General features: G+C 38.5%; 28 protein-coding genes and 1 riboswitch. Of the genes, 20 read left to right on the forward strand and 8 right to left on the reverse strand.

Going from position 1 to position 26,348, the window contains the following annotated elements:
• Positions 1–34: 34 nt before the first annotated feature.
• The gene (locus tag LDM92_RS05435) at positions 35–766 is read right to left on the reverse strand and encodes a LysR family transcriptional regulator (RefSeq protein ID WP_162542358.1); all 732 of its coding nucleotides are present in this window, start codon (positions 764–766) and stop codon (positions 35–37) included.
• A gap of 104 nt (positions 767–870) precedes the next feature.
• On the opposite strand from LDM92_RS05435, the gene gap reads away from it, so the two are divergent.
• Positions 871–1,890 (forward strand): type I glyceraldehyde-3-phosphate dehydrogenase, encoded by a 1,020-nt coding sequence (gap, locus tag LDM92_RS05440; protein WP_109586868.1) that lies wholly within the window; start codon positions 871–873, stop codon positions 1,888–1,890.
• 102 nt (positions 1,891–1,992) lie between these two features.
• On the opposite strand, the gene thiE is transcribed toward gap, so the two are convergent.
• The 3 genes from thiE to thiM are packed head-to-tail and all read right to left on the reverse strand — an operon-like array spanning position 1,993 to position 4,272.
• Positions 1,993–2,655 carry a thiamine phosphate synthase gene (thiE, locus tag LDM92_RS05445; protein ID WP_109586867.1) on the reverse strand — a complete coding sequence of 221 codons (663 nt, stop codon included), beginning with the start codon at positions 2,653–2,655 and terminating at the stop codon, positions 1,993–1,995.
• A gap of 13 nt (positions 2,656–2,668) precedes the next feature.
• The gene (gene thiD / locus LDM92_RS05450; protein ID WP_109586866.1) at positions 2,669–3,472 is read right to left on the reverse strand and encodes a bifunctional hydroxymethylpyrimidine kinase/phosphomethylpyrimidine kinase; all 804 of its coding nucleotides are present in this window, start codon (positions 3,470–3,472) and stop codon (positions 2,669–2,671) included.
• 11 nt (positions 3,473–3,483) lie between these two features.
• Positions 3,484–4,272, reverse strand: coding sequence for a hydroxyethylthiazole kinase (gene thiM / locus LDM92_RS05455; protein ID WP_223902360.1), 789 nt, complete (start codon positions 4,270–4,272; stop codon positions 3,484–3,486).
• Between the two features lie 75 nt (positions 4,273–4,347).
• A riboswitch (TPP riboswitch) is annotated at positions 4,348–4,446 on the reverse strand.
• A 199-nt stretch (positions 4,447–4,645) separates the two neighbouring features.
• Between thiM and tenA the strand changes: the two genes are divergently transcribed.
• Complete coding sequence (tenA, locus tag LDM92_RS05460; protein WP_223902361.1) at positions 4,646–5,305, forward strand: thiaminase II; 660 nt, start codon at positions 4,646–4,648, stop codon at positions 5,303–5,305.
• Positions 5,306–5,800: 495 nt separating this feature from the next.
• Positions 5,801–6,217 (forward strand): hypothetical protein, encoded by a 417-nt coding sequence (locus tag LDM92_RS05465; protein ID WP_223902362.1) that lies wholly within the window; start codon positions 5,801–5,803, stop codon positions 6,215–6,217.
• A gap of 140 nt (positions 6,218–6,357) precedes the next feature.
• Here the strand turns inward: LDM92_RS05465 and LDM92_RS05470 are convergent, their stop codons facing one another.
• Positions 6,358–6,702 (reverse strand): hypothetical protein, encoded by a 345-nt coding sequence (locus LDM92_RS05470; protein ID WP_223902363.1) that lies wholly within the window; start codon positions 6,700–6,702, stop codon positions 6,358–6,360.
• Positions 6,703–7,342: 640 nt separating this feature from the next.
• Between LDM92_RS05470 and LDM92_RS05475 the strand changes: the two genes are divergently transcribed.
• Genes LDM92_RS05475 through LDM92_RS09890 form a run of 5 tightly spaced genes read left to right on the forward strand, consistent with a single transcriptional unit; the run spans position 7,343 to position 8,967 of the window.
• A complete protein-coding gene (locus LDM92_RS05475) occupies positions 7,343–7,765 on the forward strand; it encodes a helix-turn-helix domain-containing protein (RefSeq protein WP_084600369.1) in 423 nt (140 codons plus the stop codon).
• Positions 7,758–8,444 carry a Fic/DOC family protein gene (locus tag LDM92_RS05480; RefSeq protein ID WP_309294908.1) on the forward strand — a complete coding sequence of 229 codons (687 nt, stop codon included), beginning with the start codon at positions 7,758–7,760 and terminating at the stop codon, positions 8,442–8,444. The genes LDM92_RS05475 and LDM92_RS05480 overlap by 8 nt, the downstream gene beginning before the upstream one ends.
• Positions 8,445–8,461: 17 nt before the next feature.
• The gene (locus LDM92_RS05485; RefSeq protein ID WP_223902364.1) at positions 8,462–8,617 is read left to right on the forward strand and encodes a hypothetical protein; all 156 of its coding nucleotides are present in this window, start codon (positions 8,462–8,464) and stop codon (positions 8,615–8,617) included.
• A complete protein-coding gene (locus tag LDM92_RS09850) occupies positions 8,598–8,726 on the forward strand; it encodes a hypothetical protein (RefSeq protein WP_274383960.1) in 129 nt (42 codons plus the stop codon). Before LDM92_RS05485 ends, LDM92_RS09850 begins: the two co-directional genes overlap by 20 nt.
• Positions 8,698–8,967, forward strand: coding sequence for a Fic family protein (locus LDM92_RS09890; RefSeq protein WP_223902399.1), 270 nt, complete (start codon positions 8,698–8,700; stop codon positions 8,965–8,967). Before LDM92_RS09850 ends, LDM92_RS09890 begins: the two co-directional genes overlap by 29 nt.
• A gap of 127 nt (positions 8,968–9,094) precedes the next feature.
• Here the strand turns inward: LDM92_RS09890 and LDM92_RS05495 are convergent, their stop codons facing one another.
• Together LDM92_RS05495 and thiD (LDM92_RS05500) are read right to left on the reverse strand one after the other, a co-directional pair.
• Positions 9,095–9,772 (reverse strand): type 1 glutamine amidotransferase, encoded by a 678-nt coding sequence (locus LDM92_RS05495; RefSeq protein WP_223902365.1) that lies wholly within the window; start codon positions 9,770–9,772, stop codon positions 9,095–9,097.
• Between the two features lie 65 nt (positions 9,773–9,837).
• Positions 9,838–10,650 carry a bifunctional hydroxymethylpyrimidine kinase/phosphomethylpyrimidine kinase gene (thiD, locus tag LDM92_RS05500; protein WP_223902366.1) on the reverse strand — a complete coding sequence of 271 codons (813 nt, stop codon included), beginning with the start codon at positions 10,648–10,650 and terminating at the stop codon, positions 9,838–9,840.
• Between the two features lie 147 nt (positions 10,651–10,797).
• Here thiD (LDM92_RS05500) and glpK point away from each other — a divergent pair, with 147 nt between their 5' ends.
• The 11 genes from glpK (at position 10,798) to LDM92_RS05555 (ending at position 25,516) form a co-directional block, all read left to right on the forward strand.
• Positions 10,798–12,300, forward strand: coding sequence for a glycerol kinase GlpK (gene glpK / locus LDM92_RS05505; protein ID WP_223902367.1), 1,503 nt, complete (start codon positions 10,798–10,800; stop codon positions 12,298–12,300).
• Positions 12,301–12,326: 26 nt separating this feature from the next.
• Positions 12,327–13,100, forward strand: coding sequence for a tyrosine-protein phosphatase (locus LDM92_RS05510; RefSeq protein WP_109586857.1), 774 nt, complete (start codon positions 12,327–12,329; stop codon positions 13,098–13,100).
• A gap of 12 nt (positions 13,101–13,112) precedes the next feature.
• Positions 13,113–14,063 carry a LacI family DNA-binding transcriptional regulator gene (locus LDM92_RS05515; RefSeq protein WP_223902368.1) on the forward strand — a complete coding sequence of 317 codons (951 nt, stop codon included), beginning with the start codon at positions 13,113–13,115 and terminating at the stop codon, positions 14,061–14,063.
• Positions 14,064–14,342: 279 nt separating this feature from the next.
• The gene (locus LDM92_RS05520) at positions 14,343–16,010 is read left to right on the forward strand and encodes an alpha-glucosidase (RefSeq protein WP_223902369.1); all 1,668 of its coding nucleotides are present in this window, start codon (positions 14,343–14,345) and stop codon (positions 16,008–16,010) included.
• Between the two features lie 11 nt (positions 16,011–16,021).
• The gene (locus LDM92_RS05525; protein WP_223902370.1) at positions 16,022–17,746 is read left to right on the forward strand and encodes a glycoside hydrolase family 13 protein; all 1,725 of its coding nucleotides are present in this window, start codon (positions 16,022–16,024) and stop codon (positions 17,744–17,746) included.
• A gap of 144 nt (positions 17,747–17,890) precedes the next feature.
• Complete coding sequence (locus tag LDM92_RS05530; protein ID WP_223902371.1) at positions 17,891–20,164, forward strand: glycoside hydrolase family 65 protein; 2,274 nt, start codon at positions 17,891–17,893, stop codon at positions 20,162–20,164.
• Complete coding sequence (gene pgmB, locus LDM92_RS05535; RefSeq protein WP_223902372.1) at positions 20,149–20,826, forward strand: beta-phosphoglucomutase; 678 nt, start codon at positions 20,149–20,151, stop codon at positions 20,824–20,826. The genes LDM92_RS05530 and pgmB overlap by 16 nt, the downstream gene beginning before the upstream one ends.
• A 4-nt stretch (positions 20,827–20,830) precedes the next feature.
• Positions 20,831–21,937, forward strand: coding sequence for an ABC transporter ATP-binding protein (locus tag LDM92_RS05540; protein WP_223902373.1), 1,107 nt, complete (start codon positions 20,831–20,833; stop codon positions 21,935–21,937).
• 70 nt (positions 21,938–22,007) lie between these two features.
• Complete coding sequence (locus LDM92_RS05545) at positions 22,008–23,231, forward strand: extracellular solute-binding protein (RefSeq protein ID WP_223902374.1); 1,224 nt, start codon at positions 22,008–22,010, stop codon at positions 23,229–23,231.
• A gap of 66 nt (positions 23,232–23,297) precedes the next feature.
• On the forward strand, positions 23,298–24,656 hold the full coding sequence (locus tag LDM92_RS05550) for a carbohydrate ABC transporter permease (RefSeq protein ID WP_223902375.1): 1,359 nt from the start codon (positions 23,298–23,300) through the stop codon (positions 24,654–24,656).
• 2 nt (positions 24,657–24,658) lie between these two features.
• The gene (locus LDM92_RS05555) at positions 24,659–25,516 is read left to right on the forward strand and encodes a sugar ABC transporter permease (RefSeq protein ID WP_223902376.1); all 858 of its coding nucleotides are present in this window, start codon (positions 24,659–24,661) and stop codon (positions 25,514–25,516) included.
• 103 nt (positions 25,517–25,619) lie between these two features.
• Here LDM92_RS05555 and LDM92_RS05560 read toward each other — a convergent pair whose 3' ends face one another.
• Complete coding sequence (locus LDM92_RS05560; RefSeq protein WP_238480651.1) at positions 25,620–25,841, reverse strand: glycerol kinase; 222 nt, start codon at positions 25,839–25,841, stop codon at positions 25,620–25,622.
• Positions 25,842–25,933: 92 nt separating this feature from the next.
• Here LDM92_RS05560 and LDM92_RS05565 point away from each other — a divergent pair, with 92 nt between their 5' ends.
• The gene (locus LDM92_RS05565; RefSeq protein ID WP_223902377.1) at positions 25,934–26,239 is read left to right on the forward strand and encodes an MFS transporter; all 306 of its coding nucleotides are present in this window, start codon (positions 25,934–25,936) and stop codon (positions 26,237–26,239) included.
• Positions 26,240–26,348: the final 109 nt, after the last annotated feature.

Raw genomic sequence — 26,348 nt, forward strand, 5'->3', positions numbered from 1 at the left:
ACCGTTATTCAAATAATGGCGTCTTTTTACTTATCTATAATTGATAGCGATAAAAATAATAGGGGATATTCCAACTTTGCGAATCAGCTGCAACTAAATCATCATTCATTAAGTATTTAGGCAATAATGCAATTGCCTGGCCTTTTTTGACTAGCTCTAAAATCATTTCCAGTGAATCAATTTCAGTGACACTGTTTTTATTCTGCGTTAATTTGAGAGTCAAGTTACGAAACGGACAATTTATGTCTGCGTTTATGGCAACCGGTACTCTTTTATTTTCCTGCTTTTTGCCTTTTAAAAAACAAGCTTGTAAATGACTTTTCTTGATTAACGAATATTGGGGTAAAGTGATCGGGGTAAAGGCCCAGACCATGTCATAGGGATGCTTAGTCAATAATTCTTGAATTTCATTAGTACTTTTAATGATGACTTCATATTGATCAAGTGCAAACTGTTTCTTTTGGGTAATAACATAGCCAAAAAGCAACTCAGAGATTAAAACTTTTGGTTTGTTACTGGTTAAATCGTCTTTTAAGTTTTGATAGTTTTGTAGTGCCTTAGTCGCAAAATGATACATTTTTTGCCCATTTTTAGTTGGTTTGACCCCTAAATTAGAACGCACAAAAAGTGGTGCTTTCAGTTCTCGCTCCAATGCTTTGAGCCTGGCCGTAATATTGGATTGAGTGTAGCCCAATTTCAATGCCGCTTTATTCAGTGATCTAGTTTCATAAATTGTTTGGTAAATATATAAATCGTTAAAATTCATAATACTCCATATCATTAAAAGTGATAACCCTATTATAATCTCGGATTATGCAAGGTGAATTAATTTTAATATACTAATTTCGTAATCTAAAGGGGGAACTTATTATGACTACAAAAATTGGTATTAATGGTTTTGGTCGCATTGGTCGGCTCGCTTTACGGCGAATTTATGAAGTGGCCAGTAACGACATTGAAATTGTCGCAATCAACGACTTAACCTCACCAGCTATGTTAGCACATTTATTAAAATATGATACTGCGCATGGTCAATTTAATCATGAAGTAACTGCTACAACTAATAGTATTGTAATTGATGGTAAAAATATTCCGGTTTATGCGGAAAAAGATGCTAGTCAAATTCCGTGGGTTAAAAACGACGGGGTTAAAATAGTACTTGAATGTACCGGATTTTACACTTCAACTGCAAAATCACAGGCTCACCTTGATGCCGGTGTTAAAAGAGTTTTAATTTCTGCTCCTGCAGGCAATATGAAGACAATTGTCTACAGTGTAAATGATGATCAATTAACTGACTCTGATCAAATTATTTCCGCAGGCTCATGTACCACCAATTGCTTGGCACCACTAGCTCAGGCAATGAACGATGAATTTGGCATTCAGGTGGGAATTATGTCTACAACGCATGCCTACACAGCTTCACAGATGTTACAGGATGGCCCTGATCGTGGTGGCAACGTCCGTAATGCTCGTGCCGCTGTCGCTAATGTTATTCCGCATTCAACTGGAGCAGCAAAAGCTATTGGACTAGTTATACCCGAATTGGATGGCAAACTTACGGGTATTGCACAAAGAGTTCCGGTTATTTCTGGTTCTATTACTGAACTAGCCGCTATTTTGGGAGAGAAAGTTACGGCTGAAGAATTTAACGCTAGAATTAAAAAGCATACCGAAGGCAATGCTTCTTTTGGCTATAATGACGACCAAATTGTCTCATCAGATATTATTGGCACTGAATTTGGTTCGGTATTTGATCCAACTCTGACTCAGGTTGAAACTGGTGACAATGGTGCACAATTAGTTAAAGGCTACGCCTGGTATGATAATGAGTCCGGCTTTGTAGCCCAAATGATTAGAACACTCCAAAAGATTGCCCAACTTGATTAATTTCAAAATTTTACTGCTATTTTAATAAATTAAAAACTGTATATCATCAATAAAAAAATGGTTCTGCCAAGTGCAGAATCATTTTTATTTCTTTAAAATATGCTAGTCATTTTTTATCCATGGCGCTGTGAGCATTTGACTGACAGTCTGCTTAATATCTTTACTTTGAGCAATCATTGAGATTACTGCAGCACCAGCTGTCTTAGTTTTAGCGATTGCCTTTAAATCGTTAACAGTTATCCCGCCAATAGCAACAATTGGCCGAGTGCTGCTTTTGACTAGTTGGCTTAAGCCGGCAATACCAATTTCGGGGTCGGCATCACTTTTAGATTGGGTGGCATAAATTGGACCACTGCCATAATAATCAATTCCGCTAATTTTATTGGCTTGTTCAACTTGCGTTAAATTCGAACAGGAATAGCCGATAATCATTTGCTCGCCAACTTCTTTAATGACCTGTCTGATTTCTTCATCACTTTGACCAACATGGACACCTTCGGCATGAACTTGTTGTGCGAGCTGAACATCATCGTCAATGAAGAAAGGCACGTGATACGTTTGACACAATTGATGCAGCTTTTGTGCCATGGGGAGTCTCTCAGCTTCACTTAAAGTTGAATTAGGTCCCTTGTCTCGAAATTGAAAAGCAGTAATACCTGCAGCAAGTGCTTCTGCGACTATGCCCGGTAATGTTTTACCTTCTGGAACGTCTTGACTGCCACAAATAAAGTAAGCATGTAAAAAATCAGTGTTAAAGTCTTTCATTATTTCTCCTAAATTACTGAGCCCAATGATTTAAAGGGCCGTGACCATGACCAACTTGAATAGTTTCTTTAATAGTTTTGGTAACGTACTTTTTAGCAATTTTAATTGCCACAGGTAAACTTTGACCTAAAGCCAGCTGAGCCGTAATTGCTGCAGCTAACGTGTCACCGGTGCCATGGGTGCGCTCGGTATGTATCCTGGAACTGCTGACCCAAAGATCAGAACCATCAGCAAATAAAGCATAATCTTTTACTTCTGCGCTACTTGCATGACCGCCTTTAATTAGCACATTTTTAACTCCCATATCTTGTAATTTATGAGCTAATTCTGGATATTGGCCTTGATCTTGTACCTTGATGCCAGTTAAAGTCTCCGCTTCTGGCAAGTTGGGTGTTATTAGATCGGCTAAAGGCAGCAATTCGTTTTTAACGGTAGCGACAGCATCTTGACTTAATAATGGTGCGCCCCCCTTAGCAATCATCACTGGATCTATGGTAATAGGACCAAAGTCATACTTTTGCAAATTAAGTGCAACTTGGTGAACGTGATCTGCATCGCCCAACATTCCTGTTTTACAAGCACGGATGTGGAAATCTTCTGCCAAAGAGGCGAATTGGGCATCGATCATTTCTAAAGGCAGTAAAAAAGATTTCTGGACGCCCAAAGTGTTTTGTGCTGTCACTGCTACTACAACAGCTGTACCAAATACTTTTTGCATTTGAAAAGTTTTTAAGTCAGCCATGATTCCAGCACCACCTCCTGAATCAGTGCCGGCAATAGTTAAAACTTGGGGAAAAGAATTAATTTTTTCTGTCATCATAAAGTTCCTTAATCAAAATCAGCAATTTGTTCAATATCTGCAACTTTTACTTTATACAGATAATCCATGAGATACATGCCAAAAGTAGCGGGCCCGACATTGGGATGATCTTTAACTACTAATTGACCAGCGCAACTGAAAACTAAAGCACCTATTTGAGCTGCTTCAAAAGGATCGTCAGCAACAGCTGTAAAAGCTGTGACAATACTGGTTAACATATCTCCTGAGCCGACATGAGTTTTAAAAAGGGGTGAGCCGTTATGGATATGGGCTATTCTTTTACCGTCGCTTATTGTGTCTATAGGCCCGCTCGCAATGACTGTGCAACGATATTTTTGAGCAGTTTTTGCAGTAATTTCATCAATATCGCCAGAACCGGAGCCTGCATCAATCCCCTTTGAGCTCCAATCAAAGCCACCTAAGGCAGCTATCTCACCAATATTGCCCCGAATAATACTAGTATGAAAATCCCATAAAAGTTTATCTGTGATTTTATAACGGTACTCCACGGCGCCAACGGCAACGGGATCAAATACTATGGGTTTATTATATTGGCGCGCTAAATCTTCCACTTTTTTAATGTGGTTAATTTGCTCTTTAGTTAAGCAACCAATATTAACTGCCACGGCGGAAGCCATCCGCACTATTTCTTCGGCTTCAGCAACTTCATTGCTCATAATTGGTGAAGCACCAATAGCATTAACAGCATTGGCCACATCTTGAACTGTTACAAAATTAGCAATGTTGAAAATAACCGGGTTTTCTGCTCGCAATTTGTCTAATAATTCTAACTGCATTTTATTACTCCTAATTTAATATCCTTAAAATTTTTGACTAATAAAAAAACTTTGGCATATGGAAATGCCAAAGCTAAAGCAGTTTTGACACGTTCCTACGCAAGTACTAACTTACAGGTTCAAAGGGTCTGAAAAATTTTCATCTCAGCCAAAAAGGCACCCCTCGTGTTATCGCTTACAATTATAGCGTATTTTATTGCTTATTACAACGTTAGATTGATAAAGACGCTATTTATTATAAGCTATAAGTGTTAGTATTTTAACTAATATTAAAAATGTGCTAAAAAGCAAAAAAGGATAGTGATTATAGTTAATTTTGAATAAAGTGTAGTTAGTAATAATTAACAGTTATTTAATTTGGAGGAAAGTAAATATGAAATTCACGGATGAGCTGCACGAAGCAGGAACGGCATTGTGGCATGAAAGTATGGTGCATCCATTTATTAAGGAATTGCAAAGTGGCGAACTCCCAATTGCAACTTTTAAATTTTATCTGTTGCAGGATCGCTATTATTTAAGAGAATTTAGCAAGTTGCATGAATTAATTGCGGCAAAAACGGATAATCAGGAAGTAAAGGAATTTTTACTGGCAGGGGCACAAGACTTGAAAGACGTTGAAATATCAGTGCGAGGCCATTTTTTTGAAGAATTAAAAATAACTGCGACTGAAATTTCTGCAACTCCAGTGGCTCCAACAGCTTATAACTACGTTAACCATATGCATATGACATTAAATCGATCTGGTGTTAAACCAGCGGTTGCAGCACTTTTACCATGTTACTGGCTCTATCAGGAAATTGGCCAAAAAATGGCAGAAAAGGGCTCACCGGTTTCTTATTATCAGGAATGGATTGATACTTATGATGGCGAATGGTATGGCGCCAACGTAGCAAAAATGCTGCATTTAACCAACTCTTTGGCTGAAAGTGCCACTAATGAAGAACTTGAGCAAATGCAAACTGCGTTTGTGCGCAGCAGCTATTATGAATTGCAGTTTTGGCAGATGGCTTATGAAAAGCAAGATTGGAAGTAACTTCTGTAAAAACCGTTTTTATTTTATTCTTACTTGTCTTTAGTCAATTTCATAATAAAATTTTGATATTGGACAATGTAATTATTGTTCAAAGTCCCAGGAAAGTGTGCAACTTGGGGAAAGCAAGATGTACTTATTTTGTAATAATGTAGATTTACGTAATATTATTATATTAATTATTATTTAAGAATTTATAAAGTGTGGGCTTCTGGTGGCAGCATATATTATGAACTAAAAGCAACTGATCCTAACCCAGTATTTCTAGTCTGTAATTAGTCTGGAAAGCTAACAATGCACTACTATGCTGGCGGAAGCAAAAAAGCAAGAACCGTCAGTTATAGAGTTGGCGGTATAGGCCGATGCCAAACTTAGCCGCAATATTCTTATTCTTGCATTCGTAGATGACATGGCTATGCCACTTTAAGCGGCAAAAGTGATGGCTTCATAGGAGATATAATGTTTCCGAGCACCGCCTTTTAAATGAGAATAATAAAAATGAATGATGAACAATTTTTTAAATTAAGAAAGATACTAGATTTTTTTAAAAAACAAGCTCCGACAGCTATTATCGAAGAGAATGTAAATAGCGTTGAAAATTTTAAGGCAGAATCTGTTGATGAGTATAATAGGGCAAAAAGTTATCTTGGCGAAAATAATAGTTCGTTTAAATCTTTTCATGTAAGTGTGGATTCCGCAAAAGATTTCTTGCGTTTATTGAATTTGCTGGGTGCAATACATGCCAATTTTAATATACGTTCAAAGCCTTTTATAATAGAAGGAGAAGAAAGCAGCAAGGCGCTAAAAAAGGAGAACGACTATTATAACCATTGGATGGAGTGTTTTTCAAACTATGAATTTATGATAGTTGATTTTGATGAAACTGCTTTAGACCAAGATCAACATTACGGTTAATTTCATTAATTCATCAAAAAGGCAGTAACTGATATGACCCCAAATTTGTCCTAAATTTTGGGTTCATATAGCTTAAGCTGCCTTTTTTAGTTCAGTTATTTCGCATTGTTGAAATCATTATATTAAAAGCTAGTATGCTATTATTCATCAATTTTTTTAATATAAATTAATTTTGCTTTTCTTAATATGCCACGATCTTTAAATAGAAAGCTATAATATCTATTATTAATTTTTCCGACATAATAAAGCGTATCATAAGATCCTTGATTATCAGTAGTTATTTTAACAGAAGCAATTTTTTTATTATGTAAGCATTTATATGTGTCTAAGTTATATGAATATTTTCTTTTGCCAGCACTAAAATAAACGGCTTTTTCTAAAGAATTAATTCTATAATAATGTATAAAGCTTATTCCAATGCTGATAAAGAGAAATGTTAAAATAAATACAGTTATAGTTTTTGTTATTTTTTCATTTTTGCTCATTTTTAATATGTTAGGAAGAGAGAAAAAACTATGAAAACAGAATTTAAAAAATATAAACAGTCTTCTTTATTAATAGTAGCCTTAATTATATCACTTTTGGGGTTTTAAGAATTAATATCGTTTTTGCATCAAATGATAATATGCCTGAGATGAATAATACATCTGCAGAGCCTTTTGAGCTTGTCGCAACATATAAAAAATATAGCAACAATTGACAACACAGTGGTTATTGAAGTCAAAGGTGACGATGTAACTCTCATTAAAATATATGGAAAATAAAGATATTCCTGAATTAGCCTACAACAAAAAAATCATTCCTTTTGTAAATAATCAAATTCGAAAATTGCAATTTTGACCACTACACCCCAATTCAGCAATTTACAGCCTGCCAAAACTATTGGTAAAGATTGGAACGATGTGTTAGTTAATAGTAAAAAACAAGAAAATTCTACTAAGCGGAGATACAATTAAATAAAGACAAAACAGATAGTGTTGTGATTTCCAATAAGCAGGTAATACAATCCACAGGTATAGAACTTGAATAGCACTACTTTAAAATCTAATATCGCTTTTTACCATATATCACTATAAAAGTGATTAAATATGGTATAATATAAGTAAAGATATTGGAGGTTTTAAAATGAGTGCAACAATCGTTAAACTACTCAAAAGCAAAAATATAAGCGTCGCTAAAGTCGCTGAGGCCAGCAACGTCCCACTTAGTACTTTAAGAAACTCAATTGTTAAACCAATTGAGACCTGGTCAATTAGGGTCCTTAATGCCTTTGCAATCGCACTTAAAGAGAAGCCAGGAGATTTACTCAATATGCTAGAAACACAACCATATATTTTAGATATAAACGATGAAACGCAGACTATCCAAGGCGTTTTCATTGCTAATAAAGAAATTTACCAACAAATTAGAACTGTCGTGGAAGTCAACCACCTGGAAGGGTGGAATCCTACAGAATCAGATATCCAGGAATTGCTTGATGAAGCTATCCAGCCTGATCCAGTAGTAGCTGAGCGCTTTGAAGAAATTTGGGGCAAGGATAATGAGTGATTGGATTAGTGAAACCTTGTATTCAAATGGCGTCCTAAAAAATAAGCTCCATATCCATGACCCAAAGGAGTTAGAGAAAAAGGAATATGAGCTATCCGCTCGGAATGCTTTGTTCTTGTTGCAAAAAAAGCCCCAAATAAACGATATCGAAGACCTTAAGAAGGTACACCAATTCTTATTTGGTGAACTATACGATTGGGCCGGTAAATATCGCCCCGGCAATTTCAATAAAAACGGGTATGAGTTTTTTGATCATACCAGATTCGATTTTGCCGAAAAAGATATTAATAACATGCTGCACAAGCACCCCGCGAGAAAGCCTTTGGCTAACAAAGACTATGCTGAGCTGCTAGACGCAATTAATTTCATGCACCCGTTTAGAGAGGGCAACGGCCGTAGTTGCAAAGTTTTTCTTTCTGCATACGCGGCTAATCATGGCCAAGTAATTGACTATCCGCGAAGAAACAAAGAGATGATTGAAGCGCAAAATGAAGCTAATGTTGACAAAATTGCTAAACTAATTAAAGTCGAAAACACACCCAGCCGCAATCGAGCGTTCCAAGTACTACAAAGTGCTGGAAAGACACTTAGCCAAGCTGAACTTGCCCAAAAATACGCTGAACAACAGGAAAAAGAGCAGCAGGGGCTTGATCGTGACGATAGCCTTGGATTAGATTAGAAAGCAGGATAAATCAATTGAAGTATGAAGACAAGTTCAGACTAGCGCCTGAAGAAAATAGACGCTTTGCCAAAACTAATTTAACCAAATTAGTCTTCACGAACTCACGCTTTGAAGGCCTGACTACCACTATGCCGCAGACCCAGACAATCATTGATGGGTCTGGGTGTTGATGGCATTCCAATCGATGATATTAATATTATCGTTCAACTTAAGCGCGGTTGGCAGTTTGCCATCAACGAAAAAATGCCCCTTGGACTTAAACTTCGAAAAGAAGCTTAATAAGATTGTTGCCCGCGATACGGCTGCCCTTCCAGGATATTTGCGTAATGGATCAGGCGGGGTGGAAACGTACCAAGGCGAGTTTGAACCGCCTATGATTGAAGAGGGCCAGGAACAGAAATATTTAAAGCAGCTGCTAGCCAGTGATCGTACTGCCACCGATAAGGCACTGACCCTGATGTATCACAATATGCGCCAGCAAATTTTCTACGATGGTAACAAGCGAACTGCTCCAACCTGATAGTTCTGCCAAAGATGAAAGACTTTAATTTTGTCTTGCTTAGACAATTTAGACATAAAAATATGACCTGCGAAATTGTCTTAATTCGGGGTCATATCATTTACTACGCCTAGTAGCTTTTTGGCAATTAATTTGTTTTGGCTGCTATTCGCTTATCATGCCATTCAAGAATCATCTTTACTATGGCGTTAGCGACATTCAAGTTTTTTAACAATGGTCCGTGAGAATAGGTACCAATGAAATTGCGATAACGCAGGCCTTCAACGTGGTCTTGCGGGTTGTTGCCGTAGCCTTCAATCATTTCTCCTAAGGGATGCAGCTTATCCTGATCGTCAAAATAAGTTTGCCCGGAATGATTTTCAAAGGCCTTGACTTCGCCCCATTCACTCATGTAGCGGGTGTCGCCAATCATCCGCTTATCTGCCTTAAAAACGGTATGGAAAGGTAGAATATCTAACCCTTTGATTGTCACACCAGCATTAGTTTTGTAATAAGTACCAACGAGTTGGTAGCCACCGCAGACCCCTACCATAGGTTTGCCTGCGTTAATGTACTTGGTTAAAGTTTCCTTATGACGCGGTAAATCTTTGGCAATAACAGTTTGTTCGAAGTCCTGCCCACCGCCAAAAAAGACAAAGTCATAATCAAAAGCGTTAAATTGATCGCCAAGAGAAATATTATCAACTTGTGTATCATAGCCCTGTTTTTTTAGCAAAAACCTGATAATTTTAACGTCGCCAGAATCACCATAGGTGTTCATCAGGTCTTCGTATAAATATGCAATCTTGATTATTTTGTTCGCCATTGTTTACCAACCCCTATTTTCTTGTTTAAAGTATATCTTAATAGTTAGAAGTGGGCAAAGAATAGTTATTTAAGATTTTGCTGCGCTGCAAAATGATTGATTGGACCGTATTTAGAACCAACTGCAATAGGATGGGCAATCGCTTCGTACGTGAAGTCCTTGGCAATTTGCACACTGTCAATAATGGTCTTTCCCTTGGCTAATTCAGCGGCAATTACCGCTGATAAGGTGTCACCTGTACCATTAATTCTATCTGTATTAATAAACGGCTTGGTAAATTCGTGAAATTTTCCGTCTGCAGTTAATAAGATATCAGTCACTTGTGACTGCGTAGAATCATCATGACGGCCTTTCATTAAGACGTTTTTGGCTCCCATAGTCTGCAACTTTTTAGCACCTTGGCGAATTTCTTCTTTAGTATCCAAACTTAAGCCCGTTAATTTTTTCTGCTCGTAAAAGTTAGGCGTAATAATGTCAGCCAGTGGCATTAATTGCTCAAGAAAAGCCTGGTAAGCATCGTCATCAAGCAAGGTATCACCGTGTTTGGTCATAATAACCGGATCGAGCACGATCTTACCCATATCATATTTGTGCAAATTAGCAGCAACGCAGGCAATTACATCCTTGTTAGCCAGCATACCAGTTTTAAGTGCGTCAATTTTAAAATCATCGTTTAGTACATCAAATTGTTTTTGAATAAAAGAAATTGGCATGACTTCCTGGGCATATATACCAGTTGTATTACCAGCAACGGCAGCTGTTAAAAGTCCCATACCGTACACTTGACGGGCATAAAATGAATGTAAATCAGCAGTCATCCCCGCACTGCCATCGCTGTCATTTCCAGCTATTGTTAAAGCAATAATTTCTTTTTTCATTTTCATGTATCCTCTTTTTAACGTAAGCTCTATGTAACCAGTATAACTTAAAATAGGGATAATGTTATAATAATTTCTTGTAAAAGCAAGTCCGGGTAGTAAAATTAGTATAAACCGCTTTCTGTCGGAGAGGATACAAGAAACAATATGCTAAAACAATATATTATGGCAATCGATGAGGGAACTACTTCAACCAGAGCGATGATAATTGATCATCAGGGCAGAAAAATAGCTTCATCACAAAAGGAATTTCCCCAATATTTTCCTCAACCTGGTTGGGTAGAGCATAAACCTGAAGAGATTTGGCACGCAGTCCAAACAACAATTGCCAATGCCATTATTAACTCTGGCGTGCGTCCGGAGCAGATAGCAGCAATTGGTATTACTAACCAGCGTGAAACAACGGTAATTTGGGATAAAAAGACCGGCAAACCCATTTATAATGCAATTGTTTGGCAGTCACGGCAGACGACCGACTTGGCTGAAAAGTTAAAGACCGATGGCTATAGTGAATTGATCCATAAAAAGACGGGACTAATAATTGACCCGTACTTTAGTGCTACTAAAATTCGCTGGATTTTAGACCATGTTGCTGGTGCACAAGAAAAAGCCGCAAATGGCGACTTGCTTTTTGGTACAATTGACAGCTGGCTTTTGTGGAACTTAACTGATGGTGAAGTCCATGTGACTGACTACACTAATGCTTCGAGAACGATGCTGTTTAATATTCACGACTTAAAATGGGATGACGACATTTTGAAACTGCTCAATATTCCCAAAGTAATGTTGCCAGAAGTTAAGTCCAATTCTGAAATCTATGGTTATACCAAGTCTTATACCTTTTTTGGTGGCAAAGTACCAATTGCCGGTATTGCCGGAGATCAGCAGGCAGCCTTGTTTGGTCAACTGGCTTTGAAAAAAGGCATGGTTAAAAATACTTATGGTACTGGCTCCTTTATCGTGATGAATACCGGTGAGCAGCCGACAGAGTCGGACAATAATTTGTTGACGACTATTGCTTATGGCTTAAATGGTAAAATTTCCTACGCTTTAGAGGGTTCTATTTTTGTATCGGGCAGTGCTATTCAGTGGCTGCGCGACTCGTTAAAAATGATTAAGACGGCTGCAGATTCGGAAAAAGCAGCCAGACAATCGAAGTCTGAAAATGAGGTTTACGTTGTTCCGGCTTTCACAGGTTTAGGTGCACCGTACTGGGATTCAGAAGCACGTGGATCCGTTTTTGGAATTACACGTGGAACAAATGATAAGGATTTTATCAAGGCGACGCTGCAATCGCTGGCTTATCAAACGCGAGATGTAGTGGATACGATGCAGGTCGATTCCGGCATTAAAATTCCGACCTTGCGCGTTGATGGTGGAGCGTCCAATAATGATTACTTGCTCCAATTCCAGTCTGATATCTTGGGTATTAAGATTGAGCGGGCCAAAGTATTGGAAACAACTTCAATGGGTGCAGCCTTCTTGGCCGGTCTGGCAGTCGGCTATTGGCAAAGTGTCAATGAATTAAAAGATATTTTTGTTGTAGGCAAGACCTTTGAACCTCAAATGCCTGAAAGTGAAAAAGAACATTTATATCAAGGCTGGAAGAAGGCCGTAAAAGCTACTCAGGTTTTTGCACATGGTGAATAAGTTATTTAAAAAAGGGGGACAAGAAATTGGCACATGATCGAATAGTTGCACTAGATAGTCCGATGAACTTTCGTGATGTTGGCGGTTATCAAAGTGTGACTGGTAAAACAGTTAAATGGAATAAAATTTATCGTTCAGATTCACTTAGTTCTTTAACGGCCAGGGATCAAGTTAAATTAGCTAAAATGCGTGTCACTGTTGATTGCGATTTACGCTCTGAATACGAGAAGTCCTCTTCACCGGATATTTCTTGGCCCGATGTGGAATATGTGGACTTGCCGGTATATTCTGATAACGTCAATGATGCCCAAAACAATCGTTCAATCTACCGTTTTTTGCACCATATTCCTGATATGCACAATAATTTTATTGGTCGCATTTACCAGCAAACTCTGCTTAGTTCGCACAGTCAGGAAATGTTTGCCCGTGTTTTTGCGGAGTTGCTGGAATTGCCCGCAGATGAAGCACTGGTCTATCACTGCAGTGCTGGTAAGGACAGAACAGGAATGGTTTCGGCTTTAATATTAATGGCACTTGGAGTAGATGATGATACCATCGCCCGCGATTATTTATTAACTAACGAGTTATATGATTTTGCTGTTTCGCGCCAATTGCCAAGTAATGATGAAATTACGCAAATGGTTTCAAAAATGAATGTAACTAAAGGTGAAGGTATAGCTATTCGCGGCATTACAGAAACAGTCCGTGGCGGCTGGGGCGATTTTCCCACCTTTTTCAAAAAAGTATTGGGCTTTAATGATGATGACTTGGCTCAACTAAAACGAATGTACTTAGATTAGGGGCGAATCGTGATGGTAACCTTGCTTGATGTTGCTAAAAAAGCTAATGTTTCAAAGATGACGGTTTCTCGTGTAATTAATCATCCCGAGCAGGTAACAGAGGAACTACGTATATTGGTTGAGCAGGCGATGGATGAACTTGATTATCATCCTAATTATGTTGCCCAGGCTTTGGTAAATAAGCGTACAAATGTTGTTAAGTTTGTCACGCTGGAGGATATAGATACGACAGAGCCATATTATATGAACCTGTTATTCGGCATCGCACGTGGGTTATCTAAAAAGCAGTACGCTATCCAACTTGTTACTGATAGAGGTCAGATAGAGGATGGCAACTTTGACGGTTATCTCATTACCGGCGCCCGTTCTAGCGATTATGCTTTTTTTGACAACCTTAAAAAGCCCTTTATTTTATTTGGTGAAAATCACCATGGTTATGATTATGTGGATAATAATAATCAGTATGGTGGAGAATTAGCGACAAAATATGCACTTTCGCGGTTATACCAAAATATTATTTTCATTGGCATTGATGTCAGAGAGCCATTTGAGTATTCACGTGAAACAGGCTACGTCAATACTTTACAGAAGAATAAAAAGGTGCCTCAAATCTATCGCATTGCTAATCATAGTCATGCAGCGCAAGAAGTAATTAAAAATAATTTCCATAAGTTTCCTAAAGATACCTGTTTTATCTGTGCCAGCGATCGCATTGCTACGGGAGTGGTCAGGCAATTGCAGGATGAAAAGGCTAAAGTTCCGGCTGACTTTGGTGTGATTGGCTACGATGGCGTTTTTCTCGATCAGGTTTCCAACTTAAAGTTAACTACTGTCAAACAGCCAATTTTTAAAATGGGAGAATTGCTAGCCAACATGCTCTTACGAAAAATTAATCAAAAGGGATCTCCTCAAGGAGAGGCACTAATTAAGCCTTCCTTAGTTAAAAGAGAATCAACCAGGTAAAATATTTAAGTACAAATAGAAATACACATAATAATCAGATAGCGGACTGATTATTATGTGCTTTTTTAATGGTTAAAAAGGCTAGTCTGTGAGAATTGAAATGATATAATTGAACTCACAAAAAATACAATAGTTTTTTAGGAAAAAACATACCTGAATATACCGAACTACGCTAATTTAATTGAACTAGCGGGGATTTTTTCTGATAGCGGTAACATTGCTATTACCATTGCCTCTCACCAGCTTTCTCAGCTAAACTTTAAGTGGAGGTATAAATTTATGACGCACTGGTATGAGCATGCAATAATTTACCAAATTTATCCCAAGTCTTTTCAAGACAGTAATGATGATGGTATTGGTGATTTAAATGGAATCAGGCAGAGATTACCTTATTTACAACAGCTGGGTATTAATACTATTTGGCTAAATCCTATCTTTGTTTCACCGCAGGTTGATAACGGCTATGATGTGGCAGATTATTTTAAAATCGATCCCCGAATGGGAACAATGAAAGACATGAAAGCTCTAATTGCTGCTTGTCACCAAGCAGGGATTCATGTGCTTTTAGATTTTGTTTTAAACCATACTTCTGATCAAAATGAATGGTTTCAAAAGGCCAAAAGTGATCCGCATAGTCAATACCGCGACTACTATATTTTTGCAGGTGCAAATAATCAGCGTCCCAATAACTGGGGCAGCTTTTTTGGCGGCAGCGTTTGGGAGCCGGATCCAGCAGGTACGGGCCAATTTTATTTCCATTTGTTTGACAAGCACATGCCCGATTTAAACTGGCGTAATCTTAAAGTAAGACAAGAAATGCTAAAAATTGCGGAATTTTGGCTGGCTCAAGGAATAGATGGCTTGCGCCTTGACGCTTTTATTCATATTGCCAAGGCAGATTTACGGCAAAGTTTTCCGGTAAAGGAAATAGCAAACGAAAACGACCAAACGATAGTTGCCGAACCCTTTTTTGCTAATTTGCCCCAAGTTCAGAAGTGGCTGCGACCATTTTGTGAGCAAATAAAAAAGGATTATCCGGAAGCTTTGCTTTTGGGGGAAGCTGCCAGCGCTAATGTTAACTTAGCAGCGGACTATACGGCAAAAGACCACCATCTTTTAGATAGTGTTGTTACTTTTCGTTACTTTAAGGATGATCAAAGGCACATTGATCCAAACTTGCCTGCAGATTTTCAGCCTAAAGGTCTTGACTGGGATGCTTTTAAGAAGACGCAGGTTATTTGGCAACAAACTCTGGCGCAGGTTTCTCAGCCTACACTATATTGGAGCAATCACGACATGCCGCGACTGGCTAGCAGAATAGCAAGAACTGAAACACAGGCACGCAGCTTAGCAATGTTGATGTATTTGCAACGGGGAATCCCCATTATCTATTATGGCGAAGAATTGGGCTTAAAAAATCTGCTTTTTACTGCTGAAGAAGAGTTTAATGATCAAGAGGCGGAAGGTTTTATCACGAAAGCTGCAGACTGGGGTATAACAAAAGCAGAAGCACTAAAAATGGTCAGTCAAGCGCACAAAATGCCAGCACGAGGACCGATGCCGTGGACAACTAAAAAGCCAAATTATGGTTTTTCAAAAGTGAGCCCGTGGCTTAAAGGTCAAAGTCAAAATGACGCTAATGTTCAGGCTGAACTGAATGATCCTGCCAGTATGTTTAACTTCTACAGAAAATTGATTAGTTTGAAAAAAACAGCTTTGTTTCAAGCAGGTAGTTTTTACTTGTTAGCAACCGCTAATGACAGCTACGTTTACCAGCGGGATTTAGCAAATGATAGTGCAATCGTGGCTGTTTCACTAAGCAGTCAAAAATTAAAAATTAAAATACCTGGTGAATATAGGAAAGTCATGTTAACTGCCGGACAGCATTATTTGAATGAAAATGAATTGATTTTGATGCCGTATTCTGGTGTAGTTTTAAGTAAATAATGGAGGAAAAAATGCAATTAGCAGCCCTGAAACATAGAACAGAAAGCGAAGACTGTTTTGTCATTAGTCAGCACCATGTGCGGATTCGGTTCCATAGTGCCAAAAATGATGTTAAAAAAGTAATAGTTCACTATACAGATAATTATCTTGATACCAAGACTGATAAAACCGTGGCCATGACTAAGGCAGGGCAAGGGCAGGTAACTGATTATTGGGTAGCAACTTTGAAAGCTCCTTATCGCCGCCTTAAATATACTTTCGAAGTCGTTGGCCAGGATGACAGCCATAAAATTGTTGGAGACCGCGGGATCAAAGACTTTACTGCAGCAAATTTAGCAGCCGACAGCAGCTACTTCAAATTACCTTACTTGCATGAAATTGATCAAACCAAAACTCCTGACTGGGTTAAAAATACTGTTTGGTATCAGATCTTTCCTGAGCGCTTTGCCAATGGTGATAAAAATAATGACCCTCAAGGCACAAAACCCTGGAATCCGCATGATCATCCCGGACGAGAAGACTTTTACGGGGGCGATTTACAAGGCATTATTGACCATCTGGACTACTTAAAGGAACTGGGAGTTAGTGGGTTATACCTGTGCCCAGTCTTTAAGGCAAGTTCTAATCATAAGTATGATACGATTGACTATCTGCAGATTGACCCTGATTTTGGTGACAAGGATTTGTTTGCCAAGTTTGTGAGTGAAGCTCATAAAAGGGGAATGAAAGTAATGCTGGACGCTGTCTTTAATCACTTAGGTGGCCAGTCAATGCAGTGGCAGGATGTAATCAAAAATGGTTCTAAATCGCGGTTTGCATCCTGGTTTCATATTAATCATTTTCCAGTTAAACCATATCAAGGACCTGAGGCAGGCGGTCCAAATTATGATACCTTTGCTTTTGAGGGACAAATGCCCAAATTAAATACTGCCAATCCTGCAGTCCAAGATTTTCTGCTGGAAATCGCAACTTATTGGGTAAAATATTTTGATATTGATGCCTGGCGGCTGGATGTTGCTAACGAAGTAGACCATCATTTTTGGCGAAAATTTCATGATGAGCTTACTGCAATTAAGCCCGACTTCTATATTGTAGGTGAAATTTGGCATAGTGCACGGCCTTGGCTCAACGGTGACGAGTTTTCTGCAGTAATGAATTATCCGTATACTTTACAGATTGAGGAACATTTTCTGCACCAAACAAAAACAGCCCAGGAACTAGTTGCGACTCTTACTGATCAACTAATGATGTACCGCGACTGCACGAATCAGGCCATGATGAATATGCTTGATTCTCATGATACCGCCCGTTTACTGACGCTTGCAGGTGAAAATAAAGCGCTGGCTTTGCAAACCCTGACTTTTATGTTCGTGCAGACTGGCAGCCCGTGCATTTATTACGGTACTGAAATGGGAATGACAGGAGGAGAAGATCCCGATTGCCGCAAGCCAATGGATTGGCAAAAAAAGGGCACGCCTTTTTGGTATAAAGTGCAAAAGCTGATTGCTTTTAGAAATAATCATGCTGCTACTTTAGGTAATGGCACAATCAGTCTAAGCGTTACGTCTAGCGGCTTAATCAAAGTTAAGCGAATTGGTACAGAAAAGATCACTGCTCTTTTTAATACAAGTCCTGATAAGATTGCCGTTTCGACAAACGGCCAGGTAGCATTAAGTCAGAATTTTGCAGCTGGACAACTTGCCGAGCACGGATTTGTCATTGAACTTGCAAATTAATTTTAACAACAACTAGTTGATGCTAGTTGTTTTTTTAAACATGATTCTGATACCGTTAACAGCGATTTTGCTATTGCCAAATATCCCGTTTTTGCGAATAATGAAAGCGTAAACAAAAACCTCACAAAGAGGGAGCGAAAGTAAATGAAACGAATTTTTGAGGTTGACCCATGGAAAGTTGCCACGCACAAGTTTTCCCCGGTGGATAAAAGGCTACAGGAAAGCATTACTGCGATTGGCAATGACTATATGGGGATGCGCGGTAATTTTGAAGAAGGCTATTCTGGAGATCAACTGCAAGGTACATACTTAGCAGGTGTCTGGTTTCCAGATAAAACGCGAGTAGGCTGGTGGAAAAACGGCTATCCGAAATATTTTGGCAAAAGCATTAATGCCCCCAGCTTTATTGGAATTGGCATCACAGTTAATAATGAAAAAATTGACTTAGCCAAGATTAAATTTACAGATTTTTATTTTGAATTAGATATGCACCAAGGCTTGCTTAGCCGCAGTTTTATTTATGAAGGTGTGGATACTAAAGTTAAGTTTGAATTTCAACGTTTTTTACATATCAGGCTAAAGGAAGCGGCTTTAATTACTGTTAAAGCTACTGTACTTGCAGGTCAGGCAGAAATTGAGTTTAATTCAACGCTTGACGGCACAGTTACTAATGAAGACAGTAACTATAATGAACATTTTTGGCTTAGCTGCAATGAGAATGCTGCAAAGCGTTCAATTCAAGTTATAACCAAGCCTAATCCTTACGATGTGCCTCAATTTACGGTTTTGTTAAAAGCAGGCCTAAGAAATAATAATCATGTTGTTAATGGTACTGTTAAAACTGCAACAGCAAAGTTAAGCGAGAAACTGGCAGTTACTCTAAATGCTGGAGAAAGTTACACTCTAGAAAAAGATGTAATCGTAATTACCAGTCGTGATGTAGCACCTGAGAAGCAAAGCGATCGTGCAGATGAGTTAATGCAACAATTGCAGTCAAAAAGTTTTGCAGAAAATTTGGCCGATCATACTGCGGTTTGGCAGGATCGCTGGACTAAAAGTGATGTAGTTATTACTGGTAATGATGAAGCGCAACAGGGTATTCGTTTTAACATTTTACAGTTATTCATGACGTATTACGGTGAAGACAAGAGGCTTAATATCGGTCCTAAAGGTTTTACTGGTGAAAAATATGGGGGAGCCACATATTGGGACACAGAGGCTTTTATCTTTCCGATGTACCTTTGTATTACTAAGCCAAATGTCACGCGGGCGCTATTACAATACAGGCATGATCAACTTGACGGTGCCTATTATAACGCCCAGCAGCAAGGCTTAGCCGGAGCGCTTTTCCCGATGGTAACCTTTAACGGGATTGAATGTCATAACGAGTGGGAAATTACTTTTGAAGAAATACACCGTAATGAAGATATTCCCTTTGCAATTAAACGATATACAAGTTATACGGGAGACGAATCATACGTTAAGAACGAAGGCATGGATGTCCTGGTAGGCACTGCCAGATTTTGGGCTGATCGAGTCCATTATTCTAAATGGCGGCATAAATATGTTATCCACGGAGTAACAGGACCTGATGAATACGACAATAATGTTAATAATAATTGGTTTACCAACCTTATGGCGCAATGGGTACTGCAATATACTTTAGAGCGACTGCCACTTGCGGATAAGGCTGCTCAAGAGCGTTTAAATGTAACTAAAGAAGAACAGGCAAAATGGCAGGACATTATTGAAAATATTTATTTGCCTGAAGATAAAGAACGCGGCATTTTCTTGCAGCAAGATGATTTTTTAGATAAAGATATTAGACCAGCCACAGAAATTCCGCTTGACCAAAGACCAATAAATCAGCATTGGTCTTGGGATAAAATCTTACGGTCACCTTTCATCAAGCAGGCCGATGTATTGCAGGGTATTTATTACTTGGATGACAGGTTTACCAAGGAACAAAAAGAGCGTAACTTTGCATTTTATGAGCCGTTGACGGTACATGAAAGTTCACTTTCCGCCTGTATCCATTCAATTTTGGCAGCAGAATTAGGGCGTAAAAAGCAGTCAGTAGAATTTTATGAACGCACGGCCCGCCTAGATCTCGATAACTACAATAATGATACAGATGACGGCCTGCACATTACTTCAATGAGCGGTTCTTGGCTGGCAATAGTCCAGGGATTTGCCGGCATGCGTTATGGTCACAATCAATTGAGATTTAATCCTTTTGTGCCAGATAATTGGACCGGGTATAGTTTTAAAATTAATTATCGCGGCCGCTTAATTCAGGTAGAAGTAACGCATCAGGAGACACGCATTACGTTAATTAGCGGACAGGAACTGACAATTTTGGTTAAAGAACAAAAGGTTACTTTAAAAGAGGGTGAACAAAATTGCTTAAAGGCCTGATTTTTGATTTAGATGGTGTGCTGACAGATTCAGCCAAATTTCACCTGGCAGCGTGGAATAATTTAGCTCAAGAACTGGGTATTAAATTAACCAGCGCGCAGTTAGATTCTCTGCGGGGAATATCACGGATGGATTCTCTTAATTTAATTCTGAAGTATGGCAAGCAGGAAAGTAAGTACACTGAGACCCAAAAAGAAGAATTTGCGGCAGAAAAAAATGAAAAGTTTTTAGAGCAGGTCGAAACCATGACGCCAGCCGATATTTTGCCCGGAATCACAGAATTACTGGCAGATGCCAAAAAGGCAGGTCTGAAAATGTGCATTGCTTCTGCTTCTAAAAATGCCCCCAAAATCTTGAGTAAGCTGGGTATTGCCGCTAAATTTGATCAAATTGTTAATCCTGCTTTACTGGAACGCGGTAAGCCGGATCCGGAAATTTATCAAAGAGCACAGCAATTATTGCAGTTGCATAATGATGAAGTAATTAGCTTTGAAGATGCAGCTGCCGGTGTTGCGGCAATTAAGGCTGCGCACCAGTTTGCAGTGGGAATTGGAGATAAACAAATACTTAAAGGAGCTGATTATATCGTTAAATCTACAGAAGAATTAAAGCTGGATAAAATTGTGGCTGTATTTAAGAGAAATAATAAGAAGGTAGGTTAAAGATATGGTTGAAGTTGACTTAAACCATATGTGTAAAAAGTATGAAGGCAATGATCACTATTCAGTGAAAGACTTTGATTTACACATTAAAGATAAAGAATTCATTGTTTTTGTCGGCCCCTCAGGCTGTGGTAAATCAACTACTTTAAGAATGATTGCGGGATTAGAAGATATTAGCAAAGGTACTCTTGAAATTGATCATAAGGTAATGAATGATGTGGCACCCAAAGACCGTCACATTGCCATGGTTTTCCAGAACTACGCGCTTTATCCGCACATGTCAATCTACGATAACATGGCATTCGGCTTGAAACTGCGCCATTATCATAAAGATGAGATTGATAAAAGGGTACAAAATGCTGCTAAGATTCTTAATTTGCGTGAATATTTAGATAAAAAGCCGGCAGAACTTTCTGGTGGTCAAAGGCAAAGAGTTGCACTAGGACGGGCAATAGTGCGGGATGCTCCCATCTTCTTGATGGATGAGCCGCTGTCAAACTTGGATGCGAAACTGCGTGTTTCCATGCGGGCAGAGATTGCCAAGCTACACCAGAACTTAGGTACAACTACAATTTACGTTACTCATGATCAGACTGAAGCTATGACCTTGGCTGACCGGGTAGTGGTAATGTCAGTTGGTAAAATTGAACAGATTGGGACACCGCAGGAGGTATATAACCACCCAGTTAATCAATTTGTCGCCGGCTTTATCGGTTCACCGCAAATGAATTTCTTTAATGTCCACTATCATGATGGTCAAGTCTCTGATGGTAAGGGTCTTAATCTGGGAATACCTGAAGGCAAGTCAAAACTGCTTAATGAGCACGGCTATAATGACCGCGACTTGATACTGGGTATTCGGCCAGAAGATATCCACGCAGAAGAAGCCTTTTTAGAAACTTGGCCTGACGCGGTGGTCGAATCTGAAGTCGTTGTTTCTGAACTCTTGGGAGCTACTATTCAGCTTTACCAAAGAGTGGATGAAACTGAGTTTGTAGCTAACATCAATGCCCGGGATATTTATCAACCAGGGCAAAAGGTCAAGATGGGCTTTGATTTGAACAAAGCACACTTTTTCGACAAGGATACAACCTTGGCGGTAGTTAATTAGGGAATAAAATCAGTGACTTTAGTTGTCATTGATATAAAAACATGTTGTTTTATATTAGGAGGTAAATAACATGAATATTTGGAAGAAAGTAGCTTTAGGAAGTACAGCAGTTTTAGCTGCAATGTCACTTGCAGCGTGTTCTAATGGTAAGTCAGACTCTTCATCAAGCAGCAGTAGTAATCAAAATACCAAGCTGACTTTATGGGTTGATACTAACCAGGTATCATACTACAAGAAAATTGCCAGTGATTTTACTAAGTCACATAAGAATATTTCAGTGCGTGTTACGCAAAATCCAACCGGATCAGCCAATGCTAAAACTGATGTAGGCAAGGACCCTTCAAAAGCAGCCGATGTTTTTGAAGCACCAAATGATCAATTAGGTCAACTGGCAGATTCTGGTTATATTAACCCGCTGTCACCAAAAGATAGTAATAACATTAAATCTAATTACATTGACGTTGCAGCTAAAGGCGTAACTTGGAAGGGCAAGATCTATGCTTATCCATATGCACAACAGGCACAAACAATTTATTACAACAAGTCTAAATTATCAGCAAGCGATGTAAAAGACTGGAAGACTTTAACTTCAAATGGAGTTGTGGCAACAGACTTTACTAACGCTTATGTTATGTGGCCGGTATTCTTCTCTGCTGGTACAAAGCTTTATGGTGACAGTGGTGAAGATTTGAAGGGCTCAACCTTTAATTCTGCTAAAGGTGTTAACGCATTGAAGTGGTTTGCAGAGCAAAAGAATAACAAGGGAGTAATGCAGACCTCTAATGCTTTGAACCAATTGAAGAAGGGCAACGCTCAAGCCATCTTGGATGGTCCTTGGAACGCGGCTAACATTAAGAAGATTTTAGGTAAGAACTTTGCTGTTGCTAAGTACCCAATGATTAATGTTGGTGGCAAGAATGTGCAAATGCAAGCCTTTTTGGGAATCGAAGGGTTCGCTGTTAATGCTCATACCAAGAATCCTAAGGCTGCATCACAATTAGCAGCATTTATTACAGACAAAAAGTCACAATTAATTGCTCACAAAGAAGCTGGTCAAATCCCTGTTCTTAAGGAAGCAGTTAATGACTCAGCAATTAAGAATGATCCAGTTGCTGATGCGGTAACTGAAATGTCTAAACCTGGCAATTCAGTCTTAATGCCGAAATTACCACAAATGTCTGTTTTCTGGAACGATGTTCCTCCTCTAATCAATGGTGCATATGATGGTAAAGTTAAACCTGATCAATATAAAGCACAACTTGATAAATTAGCTAAGCACTCATCAAAGAAATAGTTAATTAAATTACTTAAAGGTTGGACAAGTAGTGCCCAGCCTTTTTGTTCAAGAAGAGGAAGAATTATGTTTAGGAAGAAAAAACATGCGGCACCTGAAGCAACCTTTAAGGAAGTATGGTCTAAAGGCAATATTGCTACCAAATTGTCATTCTTTATTATGGGTTCCAATGCTCTGGCAAATAAGCAGTGGGTAAAAGGCATAGCATTATTGCTGACAGAAGCAGCCTTTATTGTTTGGTTTGTTTTTAGTGGCATATCCGCAATTAGTATGATGTCAAGCTTGGGACCAATTAAAAGTAAAAAGGTTGTTTATGATAGCGCACAAGGCGTTTATATTACTAAGCAACCTTCAAATTCAGTTTTGATTCTTTTGTTTGGCTTACTGGCAATTATTGTTTGCATTGCAATGGTTTACTTATACATTGTCAACCTGCGTTCTACCAGAAAAAATTATGTGCTCAAGCGGGATGGCAAACATATTTTAACCAATAAAGAAGAACTGGCAAACTTGTTTGATTCTCGTTTGCATGACACTCTGATGACTTTCCCAATCATTGGCATTCTCTGTTTTACCATTTTGCCGACAATCTTTATGATTTCAATGGCTTTTACAAACTATGACCGGCAACACCCAATTGCCTTTTCTTGGACAGGATTTCAAGCTTTTGGCAATGTACTTAGTGGTGACCTTTCAGGTACGTTCTTCCCGGTTTTGGGTTGGACACTTATCTGGGCAGTAGCTGCTACGGCAACAACATTCTTTTTTGGAGTTTTGCTTGCCTTGCTGATTGAATCTAAGGGAATAAAACATAAAGGCTTCTGGCGGACAATCTTTGTGATTGTCTGGGCTGTACCTCAGTTTGTTTCTTTGTTAATGATGGCTCAGTTCTTAGATTATCAGGGCGCACTCAACAATATCTTAATGAATATCGGCTGGATTTCTCATCCGCTACATTTTATTGACAGTCAAGCATCACCTTTGGTAGCACGAATAACGGTTATTATTGTTAATATGTGGATCGGTATCCCAGTTTCAATGCTGGTTTCGACTGCGATTATTCAAAATTTGCCAACCGATCAAATTGAAGCTGCAAAAATCGATGGTGCTAATGCACTACAGGTATTCAAGTCAATTACTTTTCCACAAATATTATTTGTGATGGCACCTTCTCTTATTCAACAGTTTATTGGTAATATTAATAACTTTAACGTGATCTTCCTGTTAACTGGAGGAGCACCAATGAATAACAAGTATAATGGTGCTGGTTCTACCGACCTGTTGGTAACGTGGCTGTACAACTTAACCTTTGGTCAGGAGCAGCGCTACAATGCCTCAGCGGTCTTAGGTATCCTCATCTTTATTATCAGTGCGGTATTTTCATTAATTGCATACCGCCATACCAATGCTTTTAAGGAGGGCTAAAAATGATATCATATCAAAATCAAAAACGCCTTTCACTCATTTTTCGTTACCTATTATTGATTATCCTGGCTGTAGTTTGGATTTTACCAATTATCTGGATAATATTAGCCAGTTTTTCCTATAATGATACGGGATTTGTTTCAACTTTTTGGCCTGACAAATTTACTTTTGACAACTACATTGGTATTTTTACTAATTCGCAGTACCCACTGGTCAGCTGGATTATTAACACATTGATTGTTTCTATACTATCAATGATCATTTCTACTTTTTTAACGATTTCAGTTGCTTATGTTTTGTCACGGTTACGCTTTTCGTTTAGAAAGCCGTTCATGCAGATTGCACTGGTCTTGGGCATGTTTCCTGGATTTATGTCAATGATCGCTCTTTATTACATTTTAAAGGGCTTAAACATGTTAAACCTGGGCGGCCTGCTACTGGTATATGTCGGTGGTGCTGGACTGGGATTCTACGTTGCCAAAGGCTTCTTTGACACGGTCCCATTTTCAATAGATGAAGCTGCTGAAATTGATGGGGCCACTAAATGGCAAATCTTCATGCACGTTGATTTGCCATTAGCTAAGCCTATGATAGTTTACACTGCTTTAACAGCCTTTATTGGTCCGTGGACTGACTTTATTTTCTCGGGAATTATTTTGTCAACCTCAGGCAATCCTAAAACATACACAATTGCGTACGGACTTTATAACATGGTGCACAACACTAAGGGCAATGCTACCGCGTACTTTGCGGAGTTTGTTGCTGGTTGTGTGATTATCGCTATTCCAATCACGATCTTATTCGTCTTCATGCAGAAGTTTTACGTCAACGGTATTACTGCTGGTGCAGAAAAGGGATAGGACTTAGTAAGAAAAATGCGGCTCACATGAGTCGCATTTTTTGTTTGGGTAATATTTTTTGAAATCATTAAGTGGTCGTTAACATTCAATTTGTAAAAAAAGATTATGAAAGTTTGTTAATCCAATTATGCCATTCTTGAATATAAAAATTAGAGTCACACGGATCCATTTTTGGAATATAGAAAGTTGAATAATTTATTTCTTTAGAATAATGAACTGCATTATTTGCACTGCCAAAAGCACTGAGTTCTGAAATTGCGGCAGTTTTAACGTTTCTTTGAGCAATGTTACTTAAATACTGCATTAGATATTGATTGTGAATCATTCCCCCATCAGTATGAATTTCATGGTTGACTTGAGGAAATAGCTTTTTCGATTCTGGCTGTTTGTTATTTTTTAATTTCTAAAGTGACTAATATGACAGAATTATCAATATTAATGGTAGTTGTAGGATTAGCATGGTCTTTGTTTTTACCCTATAGTTTCGGGCAAGCAATGGCTAAAGCACCAGTAGGATCAGAAAATATGAGCGTATCAGTAGCCATGGTAGGCTGCAACTTAGGCTGCTTTATAGCACCATATGTGATGGCAGCTTTGGGGAAACTGATTGGAAATACAAGTGCAACTAAATCCTTTATAATTTGTTCAATTTCATTTGTACTCATGGCGGTAATAATACTATTTTATGAATTGAAGTCATCAGCAAGCCATGATAGTATTTGAAAATTAGTTTATAAAAAATAATTATCCTAGCTAACAAAAATACATTGAGTTTATTGCTCAATGTATTTTTTTATAAATATTTTATTGACAAAAGGCGTAATTTGAGTAA

The organism is Lactobacillus laiwuensis, from assembly GCF_019972835.1.
In the GTDB taxonomy this organism is placed as follows: domain Bacteria; phylum Bacillota; class Bacilli; order Lactobacillales; family Lactobacillaceae; genus Lactobacillus; species Lactobacillus laiwuensis.

Coding starts and splice junctions, on each gene's coding strand:
- LDM92_RS05435 (WP_162542358.1), bottom strand. CDS start 766: ATGAATTTTAACGATTTATATATTTACCAAACAATTTATGAAACTAGA.
- gap (WP_109586868.1), top strand. CDS start 871: ATGACTACAAAAATTGGTATTAATGGTTTTGGTCGCATTGGTCGGCTC.
- thiE (WP_109586867.1), bottom strand. CDS start 2,655: ATGAAAGACTTTAACACTGATTTTTTACATGCTTACTTTATTTGTGGC.
- thiD (WP_109586866.1), bottom strand. CDS start 3,472: ATGACAGAAAAAATTAATTCTTTTCCCCAAGTTTTAACTATTGCCGGC.
- thiM (WP_223902360.1), bottom strand. CDS start 4,272: ATGCAGTTAGAATTATTAGACAAATTGCGAGCAGAAAACCCGGTTATT.
- tenA (WP_223902361.1), top strand. CDS start 4,646: ATGAAATTCACGGATGAGCTGCACGAAGCAGGAACGGCATTGTGGCAT.
- LDM92_RS05465 (WP_223902362.1), top strand. CDS start 5,801: ATGAATGATGAACAATTTTTTAAATTAAGAAAGATACTAGATTTTTTT.
- LDM92_RS05470 (WP_223902363.1), bottom strand. CDS start 6,702: ATGAGCAAAAATGAAAAAATAACAAAAACTATAACTGTATTTATTTTA.
- LDM92_RS05475 (WP_084600369.1), top strand. CDS start 7,343: ATGAGTGCAACAATCGTTAAACTACTCAAAAGCAAAAATATAAGCGTC.
- LDM92_RS05480 (WP_309294908.1), top strand. CDS start 7,758: ATGAGTGATTGGATTAGTGAAACCTTGTATTCAAATGGCGTCCTAAAA.
- LDM92_RS05495 (WP_223902365.1), bottom strand. CDS start 9,772: ATGGCGAACAAAATAATCAAGATTGCATATTTATACGAAGACCTGATG.
- thiD (WP_223902366.1), bottom strand. CDS start 10,650: ATGAAAAAAGAAATTATTGCTTTAACAATAGCTGGAAATGACAGCGAT.
- glpK (WP_223902367.1), top strand. CDS start 10,798: ATGCTAAAACAATATATTATGGCAATCGATGAGGGAACTACTTCAACC.
- LDM92_RS05515 (WP_223902368.1), top strand. CDS start 13,113: ATGGTAACCTTGCTTGATGTTGCTAAAAAAGCTAATGTTTCAAAGATG.
- LDM92_RS05520 (WP_223902369.1), top strand. CDS start 14,343: ATGACGCACTGGTATGAGCATGCAATAATTTACCAAATTTATCCCAAG.
- LDM92_RS05525 (WP_223902370.1), top strand. CDS start 16,022: ATGCAATTAGCAGCCCTGAAACATAGAACAGAAAGCGAAGACTGTTTT.
- LDM92_RS05530 (WP_223902371.1), top strand. CDS start 17,891: ATGAAACGAATTTTTGAGGTTGACCCATGGAAAGTTGCCACGCACAAG.
- LDM92_RS05540 (WP_223902373.1), top strand. CDS start 20,831: ATGGTTGAAGTTGACTTAAACCATATGTGTAAAAAGTATGAAGGCAAT.
- LDM92_RS05545 (WP_223902374.1), top strand. CDS start 22,008: ATGAATATTTGGAAGAAAGTAGCTTTAGGAAGTACAGCAGTTTTAGCT.
- LDM92_RS05550 (WP_223902375.1), top strand. CDS start 23,298: ATGTTTAGGAAGAAAAAACATGCGGCACCTGAAGCAACCTTTAAGGAA.
- LDM92_RS05555 (WP_223902376.1), top strand. CDS start 24,659: ATGATATCATATCAAAATCAAAAACGCCTTTCACTCATTTTTCGTTAC.
- LDM92_RS05560 (WP_238480651.1), bottom strand. CDS start 25,841: ATGATTCACAATCAATATCTAATGCAGTATTTAAGTAACATTGCTCAA.
- LDM92_RS05565 (WP_223902377.1), top strand. CDS start 25,934: ATGACAGAATTATCAATATTAATGGTAGTTGTAGGATTAGCATGGTCT.